Annotated in this window: 15 protein-coding genes and 1 pseudogene; 15 read left to right on the forward strand and 1 reads right to left on the reverse strand. The window is 71.9% G+C overall.

Annotation, left to right across the window (positions count from 1 at the left end):
- Nucleotides 1-52 precede the first annotated feature (52 nt).
- The 13 genes and pseudogenes from LNW73_RS27760 (at nt 53) to LNW73_RS27820 (ending at nt 16,069) form a co-directional block, all read left to right on the forward strand.
- A complete protein-coding gene (locus tag LNW73_RS27760) occupies nt 53-1,084 on the forward strand; it encodes an aspartate carbamoyltransferase catalytic subunit (RefSeq protein ID WP_250991751.1) in 1,032 nt (343 codons plus the stop codon).
- Nucleotides 1,081-2,367, forward strand: coding sequence for a dihydroorotase (locus LNW73_RS27765; protein ID WP_250974970.1), 1,287 nt, complete (start codon nt 1,081-1,083; stop codon nt 2,365-2,367). The genes LNW73_RS27760 and LNW73_RS27765 overlap by 4 nt, the downstream gene beginning before the upstream one ends.
- Nucleotides 2,364-3,008: a PH-like domain-containing protein gene (locus tag LNW73_RS27770; protein ID WP_250974969.1), complete on the forward strand. Its 645-nt coding sequence runs from the start codon at nt 2,364-2,366 to the stop codon at nt 3,006-3,008. Before LNW73_RS27765 ends, LNW73_RS27770 begins: the two co-directional genes overlap by 4 nt.
- Nucleotides 3,005-4,180, forward strand: coding sequence for a glutamine-hydrolyzing carbamoyl-phosphate synthase small subunit (gene carA, locus LNW73_RS27775; protein WP_250991752.1), 1,176 nt, complete (start codon nt 3,005-3,007; stop codon nt 4,178-4,180). Before LNW73_RS27770 ends, carA begins: the two co-directional genes overlap by 4 nt.
- Nucleotides 4,173-7,483 (forward strand): annotated as a pseudogene (gene carB / locus LNW73_RS27780) (carbamoyl-phosphate synthase large subunit). The gene carA and the pseudogene carB overlap by 8 nt, the downstream one beginning before the upstream one ends.
- Nucleotides 7,484-7,614: 131 nt before the next feature.
- Nucleotides 7,615-8,724: a quinone-dependent dihydroorotate dehydrogenase gene (locus LNW73_RS27785; protein ID WP_250974966.1), complete on the forward strand. Its 1,110-nt coding sequence runs from the start codon at nt 7,615-7,617 to the stop codon at nt 8,722-8,724.
- Nucleotides 8,721-9,566 (forward strand): orotidine-5'-phosphate decarboxylase, encoded by an 846-nt coding sequence (gene pyrF, locus LNW73_RS27790; RefSeq protein WP_250991753.1) that lies wholly within the window; start codon nt 8,721-8,723, stop codon nt 9,564-9,566. Before LNW73_RS27785 ends, pyrF begins: the two co-directional genes overlap by 4 nt.
- 255 nt (nt 9,567-9,821) lie before the next feature.
- Nucleotides 9,822-10,145: an integration host factor gene (locus LNW73_RS27795; protein WP_250974964.1), complete on the forward strand. Its 324-nt coding sequence runs from the start codon at nt 9,822-9,824 to the stop codon at nt 10,143-10,145.
- Nucleotides 10,146-10,183: 38 nt separating this feature from the next.
- Nucleotides 10,184-10,777: a guanylate kinase gene (gene gmk, locus LNW73_RS27800; RefSeq protein WP_250974963.1), complete on the forward strand. Its 594-nt coding sequence runs from the start codon at nt 10,184-10,186 to the stop codon at nt 10,775-10,777.
- A gap of 41 nt (nt 10,778-10,818) precedes the next feature.
- On the forward strand, nt 10,819-11,088 hold the full coding sequence (rpoZ, locus tag LNW73_RS27805) for a DNA-directed RNA polymerase subunit omega (RefSeq protein WP_138352592.1): 270 nt from the start codon (nt 10,819-10,821) through the stop codon (nt 11,086-11,088).
- A 99-nt stretch (nt 11,089-11,187) separates the two neighbouring features.
- Nucleotides 11,188-12,396, forward strand: coding sequence for a bifunctional phosphopantothenoylcysteine decarboxylase/phosphopantothenate--cysteine ligase CoaBC (gene coaBC, locus LNW73_RS27810; RefSeq protein WP_250974962.1), 1,209 nt, complete (start codon nt 11,188-11,190; stop codon nt 12,394-12,396).
- A gap of 229 nt (nt 12,397-12,625) precedes the next feature.
- Entirely contained in the window at nt 12,626-13,834 is a 1,209-nt protein-coding gene (gene metK / locus LNW73_RS27815) for a methionine adenosyltransferase (RefSeq protein ID WP_138352590.1), read from the forward strand.
- 96 nt (nt 13,835-13,930) lie between these two features.
- Nucleotides 13,931-16,069: a primosomal protein N' gene (locus LNW73_RS27820; protein ID WP_250991754.1), complete on the forward strand. Its 2,139-nt coding sequence runs from the start codon at nt 13,931-13,933 to the stop codon at nt 16,067-16,069.
- Nucleotides 16,070-16,267: 198 nt separating this feature from the next.
- On the opposite strand, the gene LNW73_RS27825 is transcribed toward LNW73_RS27820, so the two are convergent.
- Nucleotides 16,268-16,900 carry a hypothetical protein gene (locus tag LNW73_RS27825; RefSeq protein ID WP_250991755.1) on the reverse strand — a complete coding sequence of 211 codons (633 nt, stop codon included), beginning with the start codon at nt 16,898-16,900 and terminating at the stop codon, nt 16,268-16,270.
- Between the two features lie 300 nt (nt 16,901-17,200).
- Here LNW73_RS27825 and def point away from each other — a divergent pair, with 300 nt between their 5' ends.
- Nucleotides 17,201-17,746, forward strand: coding sequence for a peptide deformylase (def, locus tag LNW73_RS27830; RefSeq protein ID WP_250991756.1), 546 nt, complete (start codon nt 17,201-17,203; stop codon nt 17,744-17,746).
- Between the two features lie 115 nt (nt 17,747-17,861).
- The gene (gene fmt / locus LNW73_RS27835) at nt 17,862-18,803 is read left to right on the forward strand and encodes a methionyl-tRNA formyltransferase (protein ID WP_250991757.1); all 942 of its coding nucleotides are present in this window, start codon (nt 17,862-17,864) and stop codon (nt 18,801-18,803) included.
- The last annotated feature ends 162 nt before the right edge of the window (nt 18,804-18,965 follow it).

The raw sequence follows: 18,965 nt of genomic DNA on the forward strand, positions 1-18,965 counted from the left end.
GGGCCCACGAGCATGCCCTCCGCCGCCCCAGTACCCCCTTCGGAGTGACCCGATGAAGCGCCACCTGATCTCGGCCGCCGACCTGACCCGCGACGACGCCATCCTCGTCCTCGACACCGCCGAGGAAATGGCCCGCGTGGCCGACCGGCCGATCAAGAAGCTGCCGACCCTGCGCGGCCGCACCATCGTCAACCTCTTCTTCGAGGACTCGACCCGCACCCGCATCTCCTTCGAGGCCGCCGCCAAGCGGCTCTCCGCCGATGTCATCAACTTCTCCGCCAAGGGCTCCTCGGTCTCCAAGGGCGAGTCCCTGAAGGACACCGCGCTGACCCTGGAGGCGATGGGCGCCGACGCCGTCGTCATCCGGCACGGCTCCTCCGGCGCCCCGCACCGGCTCGCCACCTCCGGCTGGATCGGCGGCTCGGTCGTCAACGCCGGTGACGGCACCCACGAACACCCCACCCAGGCGCTGCTCGACGCCTTCACCATGCGCCGCCACCTGGCGGGCGCGAAGGACGGCGGCCCGACCTTCCACCGCGGTCCTGGCGACGGAACAGGACGTGATCTGGCCGGCCGCCGGATCACGATCGTCGGCGACATCCTGCACAGCCGGGTCGCCCGCTCCAACGTCCACCTGCTCAACACGCTCGGCGCCCAGGTCACCCTGGTCGCCCCGCCGACCCTGCTGCCGATCGGCGTGGACAGCTGGCCCTGCGACGTCTCCTACGACCTGGACGCGGTGCTCGCCAAGTCCGACGCCGTGATGATGCTGCGGGTGCAGAGCGAACGGATGAACGCCGCGTTCTTCCCCACCGAGCGCGAGTACTCCCGCCGCTACGGCCTCGACGGCGGCCGGATGGCCGCCCTGCCGGAACACGCCATCGTGATGCACCCCGGCCCGATGAACCGCGGCATGGAGATCACCGCCGAGGTCGCCGACTCCGAGCGCTGCACCGTCGTCGAGCAGGTCGCCAACGGCGTCAGCATCCGGATGGCCGTCCTGTACCTGCTGCTCGGCGGGAACGAACCCGCCATCGCCACCGCCGCCCCCGCCGCCCGCACCGAGGAGAACGACCAGTCATGAGCAAGACCCTGATCCGAGGCGCCAAGGTGCTCGGCGGCGACCCGCAGGACGTCCTGATCGACGGTGAGACGATCGCCGCCGTCGGAACCGCGCTGGACGCCGACGGCGCCACCGTCGTCGAGGCGGACGGCATGATCCTGCTGCCGGGCCTCGTCGACCTGCACACCCATCTGCGCGAGCCGGGCCGCGAGGACTCCGAGACGGTCCTGACCGGCACCCGCGCCGCCGCCATCGGCGGCTACACCGCCGTGCACGCGATGGCCAACACCTTCCCCGTCGCGGACACCGCCGGCGTCGTCGAGCAGGTCTGGCGGCTCGGCCGCGAGTCCGGCTACTGCGACGTGCAGCCGGTCGGCGCCGTCACCGTCGGCCTGGCGGGCAAGCAGCTCGCCGAGCTCGGCGCGATGGCCGACTCCGCCGCCGGTGTGCGGGTCTTCTCCGACGACGGCAAGTGCGTCGACGACGCGGTGATCATGCGCCGCGCGCTGGAGTACGTGAAGGCCTTCGACGGAGTCGTCGCCCAGCACGCCCAGGAGCCCCGCCTCACCGAGGGCGCCCAGATGAACGAGGGCATCGTCTCCGGCGAACTGGGCCTGGTCGGCTGGCCGGCCGTCGCCGAGGAGTCGATCATCGCCCGCGACGTGCTGCTCGCCGCGCACGTCGACTCCCGCGTGCACATCTGCCATCTGTCCACGGCCGGCTCCGTCGAGATCGTCCGCTGGGCCAAGTCCAAGGGCTGGAACGTGACCGCCGAGGTCACCCCGCACCACCTGCTGCTCACCGACGAGCTGGTCCGCTCGTACAACCCGGTCTACAAGGTCAACCCGCCGCTGCGCACCGAGGCCGACGTCATGGCGCTGCGCGAGGCGCTGGCCGACGGCACCATCGACTGCGTCGCCACCGACCACGCGCCGCACCCGCACGAGGACAAGGACTGCGAGTGGGCCGCGGCCGCCATGGGCATGGTGGGCCTGGAGACCGCGCTGTCCGTCGTCCAGCAGACGATGGTCGACACCGGCCTGCTCGACTGGGCCGGCGTCGCCGACCGCATGTCGGCGCGGCCCGCCGTCATCGGCCGGCTGGCCGGCCACGGACGGCCGGTCGCCGCGGGCGAGCCCGCGAACCTCACTCTCGTCGATCCGGCTTACCGTGGAGTGGTGAATCCCGCGGGCTTCGCCTCCCGCAGCCGCAACACCCCGTACGAGGGCCGTGAGCTGCCGGGCCGGGTGATCGCCACCTTCCTGCGGGGCAGGGCGACGGTCGTGGACGGGAAGCTCGCGTGACAACTCTGACTCTCCTGCTGGCGGCGGACCAGAAGTCCCAGCAGGTCACCGACTGGTCCGCACGGATCGGCTGGATCGTGGGCCTGGGCCTGTTCGTCGCGCTCGTCTACTGGCTGATGCGCGAGGGCTGGAAGTGGCGCGGCACCCTCCAGGGCGGCCTGCCCGAGCTGCCCACCGTCCCCGAGGACGGCGCCGAACCGCTGCTGACCCTCAGGGGCCGCTACCACGGCAGCACCACCGCGGGTCAGTGGCTGGACCGCATCGTCGCCCACGGCCTCGGGGTGCGCAGCATGGCCGTGCTCACTCTGACGGAGCAGGGCCTGCACGCGGAACGGACCGGCGCGCCGGACTTCTTCGTCCCCACCGCCGCACTGCGCGGCGCCCGGCTCGACAAGGGCATCGCCGGCAAGGTCCTCACCGAGGGCGGCCTGCTGGTGATCACCTGGGAGCACGGCGGCCGGCTCATCGACTCGGGTTTCCGCTCCGAGCACGCGGCCGAGCACGCCGGCTGGGTCGACGCGGTCGGCTCCATGGCATCAGCATCCGGGGCCGCCGCATCCGCGGCGGGCGCCCCCGTACCCGACCAGCACCCCGGCGACAGTGCCGTCGCCGCCCCGCTCCACCAGGAAGGCCCACGATGACGACCTCCACCCAGCGGGCAGACAGGACCCCCGCCGTACTCGTCCTGGAGGACGGCCGGATCTTCCGCGGCCGTGCCTACGGGGCGGTGGGGGAGACCTTCGGCGAGGCCGTCTTCTCCACCGGCATGTCCGGCTACCAGGAGACGCTGACCGACCCGTCGTACCACCGCCAGGTGGTCGTCATGACGGCTCCGCACATCGGCAACACCGGCGTCAACGACGAGGACCCGGAGTCGTCCCGCATCTGGGTCGCCGGCTATGTGGTCCGCGACCCCGCCCGGGTCTCGTCCAACTGGCGCGCCCGCCGCACCCTCGACGAGGAACTCGTCAACCAGGGCGTCGTCGGCATCAGCGGCATCGACACCCGCGCCCTCACCCGCCATCTGCGCGAGCGCGGCGCCATGCGGGTCGGCATCTTCTCCGGTGCCGCCATCGGCACCGACGCCGACCTGCTCGCCAAGGTCCTCCAGGCACCCCAGATGAAGGGCGCCGACCTGTCGGCCGAGGTGGCGACCAAGGAGTCGTACATCGTCCCGGCGATCGGCACCAAGCGCTTCACCGTGGCCGCGATCGACCTCGGCATCAAGGCGATGACGCCGCAGCGGATGGCCGAGCGCGGCATCGAGGTCCATGTGCTGCCCGCCACCGCGACCGTCGAGGACGTGTACGCCGTCGCGCCCGACGGGGTGTTCTTCTCCAACGGCCCCGGCGACCCGGCCACCGCCGACCACCCGGTCGCGGTGATGCGGGGGGTGCTGGAGCGGAAGACCCCGCTCTTCGGCATCTGCTTCGGCAACCAGATCCTGGGCCGCGCGCTCGGGTTCGGCACCTACAAGCTCAAGTACGGCCACCGCGGCATCAACCAGCCGGTCCAGGACCGCACCACCGGCAAGGTCGAGATCACCGCGCACAACCACGGCTTCGCCGTCGACGCGCCGCTCGACACGGTCTCGGACACGCCCTACGGCCGGGCCGAGGTCAGCCACGTCTGCCTGAACGACAACGTGGTCGAGGGACTCCACCTCCTCGACCAGCCGGCGTTCAGCGTCCAGTACCACCCCGAAGCAGCCGCCGGCCCGCACGACGCCGCGTACCTGTTCGACCGTTTCGTCGAGCTCATGCGAGACAACAACCAGCACAGCGCAGATCTGATGGAGGGCCAGCGTGCCTAAGCGCACCGATATCCAGTCCGTCCTGGTCATCGGCTCCGGCCCGATCGTCATCGGCCAGGCAGCGGAGTTCGACTACTCCGGTACCCAGGCCTGCCGGGTGCTGAAGTCCGAGGGCCTGCGGGTCATCCTCGTGAACTCCAACCCGGCCACGATCATGACCGACCCCGAGATCGCCGACGCCACCTACGTCGAGCCGATCACGCCGGAGTACGTCGAGAAGATCATCGCCAAGGAGCGCCCCGACGCGCTCCTGCCGACCCTCGGCGGCCAGACCGCGCTCAACACCGCGATCTCGCTGCACGACAACGGCGTCCTGGACAAGTACAACGTCGAGCTGATCGGCGCCAACGTCGAGGCCATCAACAAGGGCGAGGACCGCCAGCTCTTCAAGGGCGTCGTCGAGGCCGTCAACGCCAAGATCGGCTACGGCGAGTCCGCCCGGTCCGTCATCTGCCACTCGATGGACGACGTCATCTCGGGCGTGCACACCCTCGGCGGCTACCCCGTCGTCGTCCGCCCGTCCTTCACCATGGGCGGCGCCGGCTCCGGCTTCGCCCACGACGAGGAGGAGCTGCGCCGCATCGCCGGCCAGGGCCTCACCCTCTCGCCGACCACCGAGGTGCTCCTGGAGGAGTCCATCCTCGGCTGGAAGGAGTACGAGCTGGAGCTGATGCGCGACCGCAACGACAACGTCGTGGTCGTCTGCTCCATCGAGAACTTCGACCCGATGGGCGTCCACACCGGCGACTCCATCACCGTCGCCCCGGCGCTGACGCTGACCGACCGCGAGTACCAGAACCTGCGGGACGTCGGCATCGCGATCATCCGCGAGGTCGGCGTCGACACCGGCGGCTGCAACATCCAGTTCGCGATCAACCCCGAAGACGGCCGCGTCATCGTCATCGAGATGAACCCGCGGGTCTCGCGCTCCTCGGCGCTCGCCTCCAAGGCCACCGGCTTCCCGATCGCCAAGATCGCCGCCCGGCTCGCCGTCGGCTACACGCTCGACGAGATCCCGAACGACATCACCGAGAAGACCCCGGCGTCCTTCGAGCCGACGCTCGACTACGTCGTCGTCAAGGTGCCGCGCTTCGCCTTCGAGAAGTTCCCGGCGGCCGACGCGACCCTCACCACCACCATGAAGTCGGTCGGCGAGGCCATGGCGATGGGCCGCAACTTCACCGAGGCGCTGCAGAAGGCGCTGCGCTCGCTGGAGAAGAAGGGCAGCCAGTTCACCTTCACCGGCGAGCCCGGCGACAAGGACGCGCTGCTGGCCACGGCGGCCGTGCCGACCGACGGCCGGATCAACACCGTCATGCAGGCGATCCGGGCCGGCGCCACCCCGGAGGAGATCTTCGACGCGACGAAGATCGACCCGTGGTTCACCGACCAGCTCTTCCTGATCAAGGAGGTCGCCGACGACCTGGCGGCCGCCGACCGGCTCGGCCCCGAGCTGCTCGCCGACGCCAAGCGGCACGGCTTCTCCGACGTTCAGATCGGTGAGATCCGGGGTCTGCGCGAGGACGTCGTCCGCGAGGTCCGGCATGCGCTGGGGGTGCGCCCGGTCTACAAGACGGTCGACACCTGCGCCGCCGAGTTCGCCGCCAAGACCCCGTACTTCTACTCGACCTACGACGAGGAGTCCGAGGTCGCCCCGCGCGAGAAGCCCGCCGTGATCATCCTCGGCTCGGGCCCCAACCGCATCGGCCAGGGCATCGAGTTCGACTACTCCTGCGTCCACGCCTCGTTCGCGCTGCACGACGCGGGCTACGAGACCGTGATGGTCAACTGCAACCCCGAGACCGTCTCGACGGACTACGACACCTCCGACCGCCTGTACTTCGAGCCGCTGACGCTCGAGGACGTGCTGGAGATCGTGCACGCCGAGTCGCTGGCCGGCCCGATCGCGGGCGTCATCGTCCAGCTCGGCGGCCAGACCCCGCTCGGCCTGGCGCAGGCCCTCAAGGACAACGGGGTGCCGATCGTCGGCACCTCGCCCGAGGCCATCCACCTCGCCGAGGACCGCGGCGCGTTCGGCCGGGTGCTGGCCGAGGCCGGACTGCCCGCCCCAAGCACGGCACCGCGACCACCTTCGACGAGGCCAAGGCCATCGCCGACGAGATCGGCTACCCGGTCCTGGTCCGCCCGTCGTACGTGCTCGGCGGCCGCGGCATGGAGATCGTCTACGAGGAGGCCCGGCTCTCCTCGTACATCGCCGAGTCCACCGAGATCAGCCCGACCCGCCCGGTCCTGGTCGACCGGTTCCTCGACGACGCCATCGAGATCGACGTCGACGCGCTCTACGACGGCACCGAGCTCTACCTCGGCGGCGTCATGGAGCACATCGAGGAGGCCGGTATCCACTCCGGCGACTCCGCCTGCGCACTGCCCCCGATGACGCTCGGCGGCTACGACATCAAGCGGCTGCGCGCCTCCACCGAGGCCATCGCCAAGGGTGTCGGCGTCCAGGGCCTGATCAACATCCAGTTCGCGCTGGCCGGGGACATCCTCTATGTCCTCGAGGCCAACCCGCGCGCCTCGCGCACCGTCCCCTTCACCTCGAAGGCGACCGCGGTGCCGCTGGCCAAGGCCGCCGCGCGGATCTCGCTCGGCGCGACCGTCGCCGAACTGCGCGCCGAGGGCATGCTCCCGAAGACCGGCGACGGCGGCACCCTGCCGCTGGACGCGCCGATCTCCGTCAAGGAGGCCGTCATGCCGTGGAGCCGCTTCCGCGACATCCACGGCCGCGGCGTCGACACCGTGCTGGGCCCGGAGATGCGCTCCACCGGCGAGGTCATGGGCATCGACTCGGTCTTCGGCACCGCCTACGCCAAGTCCCAGGCCGGCGCGTACGGCGCGCTGCCCACCAAGGGCACCGCGTTCATCTCGGTGGCCAACCGCGACAAGCGCAACCTGGTCTTCCCGGCCCGCGCGCTCGCCGACCACGGCTTCGAACTGCTCGCCACCTCCGGCACCGCCGAAGTGCTGCGCCGCAACGGCATCCACGCCACCATCGTGCGCAAGCAGAGCGAGGGCACCGGCCCCGACGGTGAGCCGACCGTCGTCCAGCTGATCCACGACGGCAAGATCGACCTCATCGTCAACACCCCGTTCGGCACCGGTGGCCGCCTCGACGGCTACGACATCAGGACCGCCGCGGTCTCCCGCGGTGTCCCGTGCCTGACGACGGTGCAGGCGCTGGCCGCCGCCGTGCAGGGCATCGACGCGCTCAACCGCGGCGACATCGGGGTCAGATCACTGCAGGAACACGCGGAACGTCTGAACGCCGCCCGCGAGGGATAGGTCGTGTCGTCGCAGTCCCGTCTGGTCGGCGGGGCCTGGCACGACACTCCCTAGCGCCAGGAGGGGGACACCGACCGGTGTCCCCCTCGCCATGTGACCGCCGCCCCGCAGAATCCCGTAGAAGGCTCCGCATGTACTCCCTCCTCTTCCGACTGCTCTTCCGGCGCATGGACCCCGAGCGGGCACACCACCTGGCGTTCGGCTGGATCCGGTTCGCCGCCCGCGTCCCGGTCCTGCGCACCCTCGTGGCGGCCGTGCTCGCGCCCCGCCACACGGCGCTGCGCACCGAGGCGCTGGGCCTGCGCATGCACGGCCCGTTCGGCCTCGCGGCCGGCTTCGACAAGAACGCCGTCGCGATCGACGGCATGGCGATGCTCGGCTTCGACCACGTCGAGATCGGCACCGTCACCGGGCAGCCGCAGTCCGGCAACCCGAAGAAGCGGCTCTTCCGGCTGGTCCAGGACCGCGCGCTGATCAACCGCATGGGCTTCAACAACGAGGGCTCAGCCGCGGTCGCCGCCCGGCTGGCGGCCCGCACGCCGGCCTTCAGGACGACCGTCGGCGTCAACATCGGCAAGACCAAGGTGGTCCCCGAGGACGAGGCCACCGCGGACTACGTGACCTCCACCGAGCGGCTCGCGGCCCACGCGGACTACCTCGTCGTCAACGTCTCGTCGCCCAACACCCCGGGGCTGCGCAATCTGCAGGCCGTCGACCAGCTGCGCCCGCTGCTGACCGCGGTGCGCGAGGCCGCCGACCGCACGGTCACCACCCGCCGGGTGCCGCTGCTGGTCAAGATCGCCCCGGACCTGGCCGACGACGACATCGACGCCGTCGCCGACCTCGCCGTCGAGCTCGGCCTGGACGGCATCATCGCCACCAACACCACGATCGCCCGCGACGGCCTGGGGCTGACCTCGGACCCGGCGCTGGTCCAGGAGACCGGCGGCCTGTCCGGCGCCCCGCTGCGGACCCGCTCGCTGGAGGTGCTGAGCCGGCTGTACGCCCGGGTCGGCGACCGGATCACCCTGGTCGGGGTCGGCGGCGTCACCACCGCCGACGACGTCTGGGAGCGCATCCTGGCCGGTGCCACCCTGGTCCAGGGGTACAGCGCCTTCATCTACGAGGGCCCGTTCTGGTGCCGCGCCCTCCACCAGGGCCTCGCGGCACGGCTGGCCGCGAGCCCGTACGCCACCCTCGCCGACGCGGTCGGCGCCGAACACCGGAAGGTGAGCTCATGAGCGCGGAGAACCTGGAACCCTTCGGCGCGCGGCTGCGGCACGCGATGGACACCCGCGGTCAGCTCTGCGTCGGCATCGACCCGCACGCGGCGCTGCTGACCTCCTGGGGCCTCAACGACGACGTGGCCGGTCTGGAGCGCTTCACGCGCACCGTGGTCGACGCCCTCGCCGACCGGGTCGCCGTCCTCAAGCCGCAGAGCGCGTTCTTCGAGCGCTTCGGCTCCAGGGGCATCGCCGTGCTGGAGCGGGCCGTCGCCGACGCCCGCGCCGCCGGCGCGCTGGTGCTGATGGACGCCAAGCGCGGTGACATCGGCTCCACCATGGCCGCCTACGCCGCCACGTTCCTCGACAAGGACTCCCCGCTCTTCTCCGACGCGGTCACCGTCAGCCCGTACCTCGGCTTCGGCTCGCTGCGGCCCGCGCTGGACGCGGCGCGGATCTCCGGCGCCGGGGTCTTCGTCCTCGCCCTGACCTCCAATCCGGAGGGCGCCGAGGTCCAGCGGGCCACGGCCGCGAACGGCAGGTCGCTCGCCCAGGTGATGCTCGACCACATCGCGGCCGAGAACGCCGGCGAGTGCCCGCTCGGATCCGTCGGCGCCGTGGTCGGTGCCACCCTCAGCGAGGCCGGCGCGGACCTGGACGTCAACGGGCCGCTGCTGGCCCCCGGCATCGGCGCCCAGGGCGCGACGCCGGCCGGTCTCCCCGGGCTCTTCGGGTCCGCGGTCGGCAACGTCCTCCCGAGCGTGAGCCGCGATGTGCTGCGGCACGGCCCCGACGTGGCCGGACTGCGGGACGCCGCGGCCCGGTTCGCCGACGAGGTCCGGGCCGCCCTGGCGGGCTGAGCGCCACCGGCCCCCCTCGGGACCCCCTGTCGGGAGCCGCGACGGCGTCAACCGATGCCGTTATGTCCTAAAAATCCCAGCGGATCGAGTCTGACCAGGACTTTTCGTCTGTTCTCGCTGACTTGAGCCGCCGTGACCGCTAGTCTCCGACGAGAGCGAGCACGCAAGTGCTTCGTTCGTTGCCCTGCAGGTGGGGGCGACTAGGTTCCACAACCGGTCCGTATCCGACAGTTCGATATCCGAGGTGACGTAGGCGTGGCTCTTCCGCCCCTTACCCCTGAACAGCGCGCTGCCGCGCTCGAGAAGGCCGCCGCGGCCCGCCGGGAGCGCGCCGAGGTCAAGAATCGGCTCAAGCACTCCGGCGCTTCGCTGCATGAGGTCATCAAGACGGGCCGAGAGAACGATGTCATCGGCAAGATGAAGGTCTCGGCCCTTCTTGAGTCCCTGCCCGGTGTGGGCAAGGTCCGTGCCAAGCAGATCATGGAGCGGCTCGGCATCTCCGAAAGCCGCCGGGTGCGGGGTCTCGGCTCCAACCAGATCGCATCTTTGGAGCGTGAGTTCGGCGGCGGCGCCGCCTGACGGTCCCCAGCACCTCCGGGAACCGGGATAATCGCTTCATGGCTGCAACATCCCGGGGGACGTCCCCCGTGCCCCCGGACGTACGTCCGCGGCTGACCGTGCTCTCCGGCCCCTCCGGGGTCGGCAAGAGCACGGTCGTCGCTCATATGCGCAAGGTCCACCCCGAGGTATGGCTCTCGGTGTCGGCCACCACTCGCCGGCCACGGCCGGGCGAGCAGCACGGAGTGCACTACTTCTTCGTGGACGGCGACGAGTTCGACAAGCTCGTCGCCAACGGTGAACTGCTGGAGTGGGCCGAGTTCGCGGGCAACCGCTACGGCACCCCGCGCAAGGCGGTGCTGGACCGCCTCGACGCGGGTGAGCCCGTGCTGCTGGAGATCGATCTGCAGGGCGCCCGGCTGGTCCGCCAGTCGATGCCCGAGGCGCAGCTCGTCTTCCTGGCCCCGCCGAGCTGGGACGAGCTGGTCCGCCGGCTCACCGGGCGGGGCACCGAATCGCCCGAGGTGATCGAGCGGCGGCTGGCCGCGGCCAAGGTCGAACTGGCTGCCGAATCCGAGTTCGACATGACCCTTGTCAATACCTCGGTCGAGGATGTAGCACGCGAGCTGCTAGCCTTGATGCGAGTTGTATGATCCACTTCCATTCTTTTCCACAAAGTAGGGGTAGGTAGAGAATGTCCTCTTCCATCACCACGCCCGAGGGCATCATCAACCCGCCGATCGACGAGCTGCTCGAGGCCACGGACTCGAAGTACAGCCTGGTGATCTACGCGGCCAAGCGCGCGCGCCAGATCAACGCGTACTACTCCCAGCTCGGTGAAGGCCTGCTGGAGTACGTCGGCCCCCTGGTGGACACCCACGTCCACGAGAAGCCGCTGTCGATCGCGCTGCGCGAGATCAACGCGGGACTGCTGACCTCCGAGGCCATCGAGTCGGCCGGCTAGCAGTACCCGAATCCTTGTCACCACGGGCCCGGCAGCACCGCTGCCGGGCCCGTGGTGTGTGATGGACGCAAGAGAATCCACAGCTCGGCGGGAGAGACGATGGGCCAGCCACAGGTCGTCCTGGGGGTGAGCGGCGGGATCGCCGCCTACAAGGCGTGCGAGCTGCTGCGGCGGCTCACCGAGTCCGGGCACGGCGTACGCGTGGTCCCCACCGACTCGGCGCTGCACTTCGTGGGAGAGGCCACCTGGTCGGCGCTGTCCGGCAATCCCGTCTCGACCCGGGTGTGGGACGACGTCCGGGAAGTCCCGCACGTCAGGATCGGCCAGCACGCCGACCTCGTGGTGGTCGCGCCGGCCACCGCCGACCTGCTCGCCAAGGCCGCGCACGGCCTCGCCGACGACCTGCTCACCAACACCCTGCTCACCGCACGATGTCCGGTGGTGTTCGCGCCGGCCATGCACACCGAGATGTGGGAACACCCCGCCACCCAGGAGAACGTCGCCACCCTGCGCCGCCGGGGCGCGATCGTGATCGAGCCCGCCGTCGGCCGGCTGACCGGCGTGGACACCGGCAAGGGCCGGCTGCCCGACCCCGCCGAGATCTTCGAGGTCTGCCGCCGGGTGCTCACCCGCGGCCCGCGGGGGCTCGCGACCGATCTCGCCGGGCGCCATGTGGTGATCAGCGCCGGCGGCACCCGTGAGCCGCTGGACCCGGTGCGCTACCTGGGCAACCGCTCCTCGGGAAAACAGGGCTACGCGCTGGCCCGTACGGCGGTCGCCCGCGGCGCCCGCGTCACCCTGGTGGCCGCCAACACCGACCTCGCCGACCCGGCGGGCGCCGATGTGGTGCGGGTCGGCACGGCCGTGCAGCTGCGCGAGGCGGTGCTGAAGGCGGCGGCGGACGCGGATGTGGTCGTCATGGCGGCGGCCGTGGCGGACTTCCGGCCCGCGCACTACGCCGCGGGCAAGATCAAGAAGAAGGACGACCAGGAGCAGCCGCCACTGGAACTCGTCCGCAACCCCGACGTCCTCGCAGAACTCGCCACACAACGTTCACACCCCGGACAGCTCATCGTGGGCTTCGCCGCCGAAACCGACGATGTACTGGCGAACGGTCGGGCCAAACTGCTCCGCAAGGGCTGTGACCTGCTGGTTGTCAACGAGGTCGGGGACCACAAGGCCTTCGGCTCCGAGCAGAACGAGGCCGTGGTGCTGGGTGCGGACGGCAGCGAGACCCCGGTACCGTACGGTCCGAAGGAAGCCCTCGCCGACCAGGTGTGGGATCTCGCCATCGCCCGGTTGACGTGAAATCGTTCCTCCGGGTGTACCAAAACCGGAATTCTGCGGCATTCCGCCCGTGCCACGGGCGGATCGTCGTACCGGCGCCAGTGGTGTCGCAGGTCACGGCATATCCACGTACCGAGATGCCTTGTCGGTCCGGCCGAAGCGAACGATAAACTAGCCACGGAACGCCGGGCGCAGCCCCGCGCGTCCCACCCATGATCAGCCAGCAGCCGCTGCAACCCCAGGGAGCAATGTGTCCCGCCGCCTGTTTACCTCGGAGTCCGTCACCGAGGGACATCCCGACAAGATCGCTGACCAGATCAGCGACACGATCCTCGACGCCCTCCTCAAGGAGGACCCGACCTCCAGGGTCGCGGTCGAGACGCTGATCACCACCGGCCAGGTGCATGTCGCCGGTGAGGTCACCACCAAGGGATACGCGGACATCGCGACCCTGGTGCGCAACAAGATCCTCGAGATCGGCTACGACTCGTCGAAGAAGGGCTTCGACGGCGCCTCGTGCGGCGTCTCGGTGTCCATCGGCGCACAGTCGCCCGACATCGCCCAGGGTGTGGACACCGCTTACGAGCAGCGTGTCGAGGGTGACGAGGACGAGCTCGACAAGCAGGGCGCCGGCGACCAGGGCCTGATGTTCGGCTACGCCTGCGACGAGACCCCCGAGCTGATGCCGCTGCCGATCCACCTGGCACACCGGCTCGCGCGGCGGCTCTCCGAGGTCCGCAAGAACGGGACCATCCCGTACCTGCGCCCGGACGGCAAGACCCAGGTCACCATCGAGTACGACGGCGACAAGGCCGTCCGCCTCGACACCGTGGTCGTCTCCTCGCAGCACGCCTCGGACATCGACCTCGAGTCGCTGCTCGCGCCGGACATCCGCGAGTTCGTCGTCGAGCACGAGCTCAAGGCGCTGCTGGGTGACGGCATCAAGCTGGAGACCGAGGGCTACCGCCTGCTGGTGAACCCGACCGGCCGCTTCGAGATCGGCGGCCCGATGGGCGACGCCGGCCTCACCGGCCGCAAGATCATCATCGACACCTACGGCGGCATGGCCCGGCACGGCGGCGGTGCCTTCTCGGGCAAGGACCCGTCCAAGGTCGACCGGTCCGCCGCGTACGCCATGCGCTGGGTCGCCAAGAACGTCGTGGCCGCCGGCCTCGCCTCGCGCTGCGAGGTCCAGGTCGCCTACGCGATCGGCAAGGCCGAGCCGGTGGGTCTGTTCGTCGAGACCTTCGGCACCGCGTCGGTGGACGTCGAGAAGATCGAGCAGGCCATCGCGTCGGTCTTCGACCTGCGCCCGGCCGCGATCATCCGCGACCTGGACCTGCTGCGTCCGATCTACTCCCAGACCGCCGCGTACGGCCACTTCGGCCGCGCGCTGCCGGACTTCACCTGGGAGCGCACCGACCGTGTCGAGGCGCTGCGCGCCGCCGCCGGTCTGTAGGACCCGGCAGCAGACACACCCGCACCACGCGTACGGCCCCGGACCTCGCGGTCCGGGGCCGTCGCGCTGTCCGAGACGTCTGGTAGGACTGGGGCTGTGAGCAGCGAGGACGAGCGGACGAACCCACCGGCTGGGGAGCAGCTGGCGCTCATCCGCGAGTCCGTGCGCAAGGCGAAGGAACCCAAGGCCAGGCGCGGCACCTGGCGTGGCGCCGACCTCGCCGAGGGGCTGCCCGTCGCCCGCGTCCTGGTCGACAAAGGGGTGCTGCACCTCGACAAGTACTTCGACTACGCGGTACCCGCCGCGATGGACGCCGACGCGCAGCCCGGGGTCCGGGTCCGGGTCCGGTTCGGGGCCGGGGCGCACAACGTCGTCAGCGGACGCCGTGAGGGCGGCGGGCTGATCGACGGGTTCGTCGTCGCCCGGCTCACCGAGTCCGACTACGCCGGCCCGCTCGCCGCGATCGCCCAGGTGGTGTCCCCGGAGCCGGTGCTCAGCCCGGCCCTGCTGCGGCTCTGCCGCGCGGTCGCCGACCGGTACGCGGGATCGCTCGCCGATGTGATCCAGCTCGCCGTGCCCGCCCGGCACGGCCGGGTGGAGAAGAAGCCGTCCCCGGAACCGCCCGCCACCCCCGCCCCGCCGGAGCCCGGCACCTGGTCGCGCTATCCGACCGGACCCGCCCTGCTGCGGGCGCTGGGCCGCGGCGACTCCCCGCGTGCGGTGTGGACCGCGCTGCCCGGTCCGCACTGGCCCGCCGAGCTGGCCGCGGCCATCGCCGCCACCCTCGCCTCCGGCCGCGGCGCGCTCGCCGTGCTGCCCGACGGCCGGGCCGCCGCCCGGGTCGACGCGGCACTCACCGCACTGCTCGGCGAGGGCCACCACGTCCTGCTCACCGCGGATTCCGGCCCCGAGGCGCGCTACCGGCGCTGGCTGGCGGTGAGCCGGGGCGCCGTCCGGGCCGTCGTCGGCACCCGGGCCGCGATGTTCGCCCCGGTGCAGGACCTCGGCCTGGTCGCGCTGTGGGACGACGGCGACTCCAGCCACGCCGAGCCGCACGCCCCCATGCCGCACGCCCGGGACGTGCTGCTGCTGCGGGCCACGGAGGAGCGGGCCGCCTTCCTGCTCGGCGGCCTCATCCGCACCGTCGAAGGCGCCCAGCTCGTCGAGACCCAGTGGGCGCTGCCGGTGGACGCCTCCCGCGAGGCGGTCCGGGCGGCGGCGCCGCTCGTCCGCACCATCGGCGACGGCGACCAGGCGCGGGACGGGGCGGCCCGCGCCGCCCGGCTGCCGAGCCTCGCCTGGCAGGTGGCCAGGGAGGCACTGCTGCACGGGCCCGTCCTCGTCCAGGTCCCGCGCCGCGGCTATGTGCCGCGGCTGGCCTGTGAACGCTGCCGGGAACCCGCCCGGTGCGGAAAGTGCGCGGGACCGCTGGAGCTGGCGGACGGGAACAGCGCGCCGCAGTGCGGGTGGTGCGGCCGCCCCGAGGCGGCGTGGCACTGCCAGGAGTGCGGCGGGTTCCGGCTGCGCGCCCAGGTGGTCGGCGCCCGGCGTACCGCGGACGAACTCGGCCGGGCGTTCCCGAAGGTCCCGGTCCGTACCTCAGGGCGGGACGGCATCCTCGGAGCCGTCACCGGCACACCGGCGCTGGTGATCTCCACCCCGGGCGCCGAGCCGGTCGCGGAGGGCGGCTACGCGGCCGCGCTGCTGCTGGACGGCTGGGCGTTGCTCAACCGGCCGGACCTGCGCGCGGGGGAGGAGGCGCTGCGCCGCTGGACGGGCGCGGCCGCCCTGGTCAGGCCCGCGACCGAGGGCGGCACGGTGCTGGTGCTGGCCGAGCCCACCCTGCGGCCGGTCCAGGCGCTGGTGCGCTGGGATCCCGCCGGGCACGCGGCCCGCGAACTGGCCGAGCGGGCCGAACTGGGCTTCCCGCCGGTCTCGCGGATGGCCTCCGTGACCGGCGGCCCGGCGGCGGTGGCCGCACTGGTCGAGCTGGCCCGGCTGCCCGAGGGCGCGGCCGTCCTGGGGCCGGTGCCGGTCGCGGGCGACCGGCCGGGCGGACCGCGCAGGACCGGCGACGCCCCGGCGGGGGAGCACTGGGAGCGGATGCTGATCAGGGTCCCGCCGGGCAGCGGGGCGGCGCTGGCCGCCGCCCTCAAGGCCGCCCAGGTGGCCCGTACGGCGCTCAAGCAGACCGATCAGGTCCTGGTGCGCATCGACCCGCTGGACATCGGCTGACGGTCCCCAGGGGCCGGCTCCGGCCGCGCAGCCGGCCGTCCGGCTCTCCAGCCGGTTGGTCCGGGACATGGCGCCGCCCCGGCGTCCGACCTGTCGGCGTGGCGGGCGGCGGGGCGGCTGGTCCTGCGGAAACGCACCGCGGGCGGTGCGGTGATGCGGGTGATGCGGGTGATGCGGTGGTGCGGGTGGTGCCGGGGCTCAGCCGCTGCGCGGACCGGGCAGCGCGCCGGGGAAGGCGTCCTCCCGGGCGTTCACCGGCACATGTCCGGGCGCATGTCCCGGCATCTGCTGCGGCAGCTGCGCGGGCAGTGGCCCGGACCCCTGCGAGGGCAGGTGCCCGGACAGCGGCCCGGACAGCGGTGCGGACATCTGGTCCGGCATCGAGCGAGCCGCCGGCACACCGGCCATCGGGGGAGCGGACGCCGCGGCGTGCACCCCCGTGGTGTCCGGGTGCGAGGACTCGTCCTCCGTGCCGTGGACGGCATGGCGGCGCGCCCCGTACCGCCGGTGCACCGCCTGTTTCGTCACCCCGAGGGCGGAGCCCACCGCGTCCCAGGAGAACCCCAGCGAGCGGTCGAACTCCACCGCCGCCGTGACCAGGGTCTCCACACTGTCGCGGAGCTCCTGGGCGAGCCGCACGGTGGGTGCGGGAGCACGTCCGTAGACGACGAATCCGGCGGCGGGACCGCTGCGCCGCGGTCGGTACACATTGCCCAGCTGGGCGGTCAGGGTCCGTAGCGCGTCCACCTGTCGGCGGACCCTTTCGATGTCCCGCACCAGTAGGTGCAGGCTTGCCCGGGCCTGGGCGTCATGGGTTGCGTGGTCGGGCATCAACAAGCCTCTCCAACCGGCGTTGATAAGGATCGGGCCGTGTCCGTGGTGTGATGGCCCTTTTTCGGTCAATCTCTCTTGACCAACGCTCCAGCGGGCCATCGAGTCACGCATCAGGGGGCGTGCTGATGTTTCCGGGGGGCGCGTAAGACCGCGTACACCCCCGAACGGGTCGGCCCCTAGAATTGGACGGCCCCCAGCCACCGCTGGGAGGTGCCCCCACCGTCACCTCCCCCGAACTCCGTCCGGAGGTGCCCGGGGGTGTCTCCAGATCCGTCCGACCACGGGAGCCCGCCAGCCGTGTCCGTCACGCCCATCCGCCTCTTCGGCGACCCGGTGCTGCGCATGACGGCGCAGCCAGTCACCACCTTCGACAAGGAACTCCGCATTCTCGTCCAGGATCTGACCGAGACCATGCAGGCGGCGCCGGGCGCCGGTCTCGCGGCCCCGCAACTGGGCGTCTCGCTGCGGGTCTTCACCTACTTCGTCGACGGCGAACTGGGGCACCTGGTCAACCCGGACCTCACGCTGAGCGAGGAGGAGCAGGACGGTCCTGAGGGCTGTCTGTCACTCCCCGGTCTGACTTACGACTGCGTCCGCTCCTACGGTGTCGTCGCCAAGGGCCTCAACATGTACGGCGACCCGGTCACCATCGAGGGCACCCAGCTGCTGGCCCGCTGCATCCAGCACGAGACCGACCACCTCGACGGCATCATCTTCATCGACCGGCTCGACGCCGAGCAGCGCAAGGCGGCGATGAAGGCGATCCGGGAGGCGGAGTGGGCGGACCTGGGCGTGCCGCAGGTGAAGGTCTCCCCGCACAGCACCTTCGGCAGCACGCTGTGAGTCCGGCCGCCCGAACGGCCGCCCCCGCCACCCGACCCGCCGCCACCCGACCCGCCGCCGCGCGAACCACCGCCCACGGCCGTCCCCCCTGCCAACGAGAGGCACAGAACCCACGATGAGGCTCGTCTTCGCAGGCACTCCCGAGGTCGCCGTCCCCGCCCTGGAGGCGCTCCTGGCGTCGGACCGGCACGAGGTCGTCGCCGTCATCACCCGTCCCGACGCGACCGCGGGCCGCGGCCGCAAGCTGGTCTCCAGCCCGGTCGCCCAGCGGGCCGGGGAGGCGGGCATCGAGGTGCTCAAGCCCGTGAAGCCGCGGGACGAGGACTTCCTCGCCCGGCTCCGGGAGATCGCCCCGGACGCCTGCCCGGTCGTCGCGTACGGAGCGCTGCTGCCCAAGGCCGCGCTCGAGATCCCGGCGCACGGCTGGGTCAACCTGCACTTCTCGCTGCTTCCCGCCTGGCGCGGCGCGGCTCCCGTGCAGCACGCGGTGATGGCCGGTGACGAGGTCACCGGCGCCTCGACGTTCCTCATCGAGCAGGGGCTGGACTCCGGTCCGGTCTTCGGCGTCGTCACCGAGGACGTCCGGCCCACCGACACCAGCGGTGACCTGCTCACCCGGCTCGCGCACAGCGGCGCCGGGCTGCTCACCGCGACGATGGACGGCATCGAGGACGGCCGGCTGGTGCCCCGGACACAGCCCACCGAGGGCATCACCATCGCCCCCAAGATCACCGTCGAGGACGCGGCGGTGGACTGGAACGCGCCCGCGCTGCGCGTCGACCGGCTGATCCGCGGCTGCACCCCGGCGCCCGGCGCCTGGACGCTGCTCGACGGCGAACGCTTCAAGCTCGGCCCGGTGACTCCGCTGCCCGGCCGCGAGGACCTGGCGGGACTGGCGCCCGGCGAGCTCTCCGTCGCCAAGAACGCGGTGTACGCGGGCACCGGCAGCCACGCCGTGGAACTCGGCGAGGTGCAGCAGCAGGGCAAGAAGCTGATGCGCGCCGCCGACTGGGCGCGCGGCGTCCGGCTCGCCTCCGGTACCCGCCTGGGCGCGTAGCCCGGTTCGACGAGGAGCGGACGTTCGACGAGGAGCGGACGTCCCGACGAGGAGCGCCGTCCCGCCGGACGGCGGCGTCCCGAGGCCGGCCCCGATCGCCCGGGTGGGCGGTCGCCGGGCCGGCGGCCGTACGCTTTGTTCACGCCCTGTTTGCGGGAGGGG

The organism is Streptomyces sp. RKAG337, from assembly GCF_023701715.1.
GTDB lineage: Bacteria > Actinomycetota > Actinomycetes > Streptomycetales > Streptomycetaceae > Actinacidiphila.